Here is a 4,184-nt window from a genome sequence, read left to right on the forward strand (position 1 = left end):
CAACAGGTCCTGAGGGGAGTGGCAATCCTGGAGCAATTGGTCAATAAGATCGTTGCTGATAGGCATTTTGTAGTCCTTTAAAGGTTTTGCTAAAAATGCCATTTACACAGATTATTTTACAGCCTCACGGCAGCAGAGGGCAACCTTACCCAATCCCTCTGATCGCTGTGCGGGCGACCTGCTGTGTCCATCCCCTGTGCCCACCGCCCTTGCGCCACTCCCTATCGTAACGGGAGCAGCCCTGCGCGGTAGGCGTTTCGCCCCGGCCAGGGTAACCGGGTGCGGCTGATGTCCAGCCGCGTGTTCCACTTTAACCCTCGGTTACCCGCCCACGTCTGCTGCCTGCGGCAAGCGTACCAATGCGCGCTTAATCGCCGTGTCCAGTAGCAGTAGCGCGAGTGTCGACGCGGGCTGCTCCGACCGTGGGCACAGCACGCCGCCGCCATCAGGGCCGGCTCAAGTTGTCGCCGTAACCGATCCATTTGTAAGTTGTTAACGCTTCCAGGCCCATCGGTCCGCGCGCGTGCAGTTTTTGTGTGCTGACCGCTACTTCAGCGCCCAGACCGAATTGTCCGCCGTCGGTGAAACGGGTGCTGGCATTCACATACACCGCCGAGGAGTCCACTTCGCGCACGAAACGTTCCGCCGCCTGAATCGACTGGGTCAGGATAGCGTCGGAATGTTGGGTGCCGTAATGGCGAATATGTGCCACCGCTTGCTCGAAACCTTCCACCAGCTTGACATTAAGATCGCGCGACAGCCATTCGTCATGGTAGTCGGCCTCGGTCACGGCAACACAGGTTGCCGGGCCGTCAGCCAGATAAGGGCGCGCGTTGTCGTCGACGTGCAATGTCACGCCCAAGGCATGCATATGACGGCTCAGGCGCGGCAGGAACTGCTCGGCGATGCCCTGGTGTACCAAGAGCGTTTCCAGCGAATTACAGGCGCTGGGGCGCTGTATTTTGGCATTTTCAATCACCGGCAGCGCTTGCTCGATATCGATAGTGTCATCCGCGTAGATATGACAAACGCCGATGCCGCCGGTGATAACCGGAATGGTAGACTGTTCGCGGCACAATTTGTGCAGCCCGGCGCCGCCGCGCGGGATCAGCATATCCACGTAGCCGTCGAGGCGCAGCAGCGCATTGACCAGCGTGCGATCAGGGTTGTCGATGGCCTGCACCGCGCAAGCCGGCAGACCGCAGTCTGTCAGCGCCTGCTGTATGACTTTCACCGTGGCGGCGTTGGTACGGTAGGTTTCCTTGCCGCCACGCAGAATCACCGCGTTGCCGGTTTTCAGGCACAGCGCCGCCACATCGACGGTAACGTTGGGACGCGCCTCATAGATAACCCCCACCACGCCGAGCGGAACCCGGCGGCGTTCCAGCGATAGGCCGCTGTCCAACCGCTGTCCGCCTATCACCTGCCCGACCGGGTCAGTGAGACGGCACACTTGGCGCACGTCTGCGGCGATGGCGGCAAGACGCGCCGGATTCAGCAGCAGGCGATCCAACAACGCGTCGCCGAGGCCGTTGCGGCGCGCCTCCGCCATATCCTGCGCATTGGCGTCCAGGATGCTCTGGCTATTGGCTTCCAGGCTGTCGGCAATGGCCTGCAGCGCGCTATCTTTTTGCGCGCTGGTCAATACCGCCAGTTGCCACGAGGCCGCTTTCGCCGCTTTGCCCATTTGCTCAAGCATATGCGCTCCTTAACATAAAATCATATCGTCGCGGTGGATAACCACAGGCCCGTATTCATACCCCAGAATATCACTGATGTCCTGGGAATGATGACCGGCAATCATGCGCAGGGCATCGCTGTTGTAGCGGCTGACGCCATGGGCAATATCGCGGCCATCGGTGCTGCGAATACGCACGACAATCCCGCGGGAAAAGTCGCCTTCCACCGCCAGGATACCCTTGGGCAATAGCGAGCTGCCGCGCTGTAATATCGCCTTCAGCGCGCCATCGTCGACAGTGATGTCCCCCGCCGGCGGCGGGCCGAACAGCCAGCGCTTGCGGCTCTCCAGCGGCATTTTCTGACCATGGAAACGGGTACCAACCGATGCGCCGGCCATCATATCGCCAATCACGCCCGGTTTGCCGCCGGCCGCAATCACCACTTCGATGCCGGCGCGGTTGGCGACTTCGGCCGCCTGCAATTTGGTCGCCATGCCGCCGGTACCGAGGCCGGAGACGCTGCCGCCGGCCATTTTGCGCAACGCATCGTTGATGCCTTCGACTTCGCGGATAAGCTCCGCGTCGGGGTTAGTGCGCGGATCGGCGGAGAACAGGCCCGGCTGATCGGTTAGCAGCAGCAGCTTGTCGGCGTCGGCCAAAATCGCCACCAGCGCCGACAGATTATCGTTGTCGCCCACTTTGATTTCGGCGGTTGCGACCGCGTCATTTTCATTGATCACCGGCACAATACCGTTATCCAGCAGGGCACGCAGCGTATCGCGGGCATTGAGGAACCGTTCGCGATCTTCCATATCGGCGCGGGTCAGCAGCATTTGGCCGATATGGATACTGTAAATGGAAAACAGCTGTTCCCAAAACTGCATCAAGCGGCTCTGTCCCACCGCCGCCAATAGCTGTTTTGAGGCGATGGTGGCGGGCAGCTCGGGAAAATTAAGGTATTCCCGTCCGGCGGCAATGGCGCCGGAGGTGACGATGATAATCCGATGCCCGGCGGCATGCAGCGGAGCACACTGGCGCACCAGTTCGACAATATGGGCGCGGTTGAGCCGGAGCGAACCGCCGGTGAGGACGCTGGTGCCTAATTTGATCACCAGGGTCTGGCTGCTATTCATAACGATATCTGCCGTTAAAGATGTTAATTGAATCAGGGGTTGCCTGCCGCCGACGGGACCCGGCGCCATGCCTGCCAGCATAGCGCGAAACGTAAGAGAAAGCAGGAACGGAAAATCAGGCGGTCAGACTGAATGGCTGTTCTTTAAACGCCTCGGCAGGCTCCAGCGTCATGTTCAGCGTGGCAATATACGCACGCAGACGGGTATGAAAAGCGCGCAGTGAACTTTCCAGTTTATCGATGACGTCCTGGTCGCTGAACTCGCTCTCGGTCCATTTGCCTTCTTTATCAAACTTGCCCAGATGATAGGTATAGGTGTAACGCTTTTCTTCCGCTTCCAAATCGATCCACCAGCCCCAAAATTCACGTTTTTCGGGCGCAGGCTGCATATTGATGCATACCGCAAGACAGTCGAAGAAAAAATGGTTGTCGCTGCATTGCCCTTCACGGATATACGGGCCGAGGGCGGTAAAGCCTTTCAACACTTTGCCCCGGGGGTGTCCACTTACTAACGCCATGCTATAACCTCACTTTGCTTATTGTTCACCTTAAGAAGCAAACAAACGGTAGTGCTATATTAACGTTTCATATTGTTTTCAGCCAGCGGCTGATCTGTGTTAACGCCAGATGGAAATTGCGGTACAGCGGTGATGAGTTAATCGGCAATAACTTACCCATCCGCGAGGAAGAGACTATCAGTTGCGCCTCGGCCGGCGGACAAAAGGGATCGTCGGGCCAGCAGCCTGCCAGCACCGGCGTCGGGCAATGACGGCCCAGTAGCCCCTGCACTTTGAGGGAGTAGCTGTTCAGCTCAGTTTTCAGCGCGACGTCAGAGGCGCCGGCCATGCCGATACGGCTCGCCAGCACATCGAGGTACATATCCGGTGCGCTGTCCTGTCTTTGGCTATCGGTCAATAACGCGTGCACCACCGGACCGAGACAGGCGACGCCACTGAGCCGCTGCGGTTCGAGATAGGCGAGCCTGACCGCGATGTTGGCGCCGAAGCGGAAACCGAAAGCGCTGACGCGGCGCTGGTCAACCCAAGGGACGGCATCCAAGCCGCGTAACACCTGCTGGTGTAAAAAACTGGTGTTCTGACTGAGTGAATAACCCCGAGTTTATTAGAGAGTAATTTTGGCAATACTACGCCGCTTCCTCTGATGCTAATTGCAAAGCGTAATAGTTCATTTCGGCTTCAGTAGGAGGGATGTAACCCAGCCGCCCGAGCAGCCTTCTGTTGTTGTACCAGTCCACCCAGTCCAGCGTGGCCAACTCCACTTCCGTCCGGTTTTTCCAGCTCCCGCGGTGGATAACCTCCGTTTTGTACAACCCGTTGATACTCTCTGCCATCGCATTATCGTAGGAGTCGCCG

General features: G+C 58.4%; 4 protein-coding genes and 1 pseudogene. All 5 read right to left on the reverse strand.

The features are described 5' to 3' along the window. Nucleotides 1-445 precede the first annotated feature (445 nt). A complete protein-coding gene (gene proA / locus CINSTRO3249_RS13545) occupies nt 446-1,699 on the reverse strand; it encodes a glutamate-5-semialdehyde dehydrogenase (protein ID WP_074013654.1) in 1,254 nt (417 codons plus the stop codon). 9 nt (nt 1,700-1,708) lie between these two features. After that, entirely contained in the window at nt 1,709-2,812 is a 1,104-nt protein-coding gene (gene proB / locus CINSTRO3249_RS13550) for a glutamate 5-kinase (RefSeq protein ID WP_074013655.1), read from the reverse strand. A gap of 115 nt (nt 2,813-2,927) precedes the next feature. Then, nucleotides 2,928-3,329: a sigma factor-binding protein Crl gene (gene crl / locus CINSTRO3249_RS13555; protein WP_074013656.1), complete on the reverse strand. Its 402-nt coding sequence runs from the start codon at nt 3,327-3,329 to the stop codon at nt 2,928-2,930. A gap of 67 nt (nt 3,330-3,396) precedes the next feature. After that, nucleotides 3,397-3,921, reverse strand: a pseudogene (locus CINSTRO3249_RS13560) (alpha/beta hydrolase); the annotation flags it as partial. 34 nt (nt 3,922-3,955) lie between these two features. After that, the coding region (locus CINSTRO3249_RS13565; protein ID WP_143146879.1) for an integrase core domain-containing protein at nt 3,956-4,184 on the reverse strand (229 nt) is incomplete at its 5' end.

Source organism: Candidatus Sodalis sp. SoCistrobi (assembly GCF_900143145.1).
Lineage (GTDB): Bacteria > Pseudomonadota > Gammaproteobacteria > Enterobacterales > Enterobacteriaceae > SoCistrobi.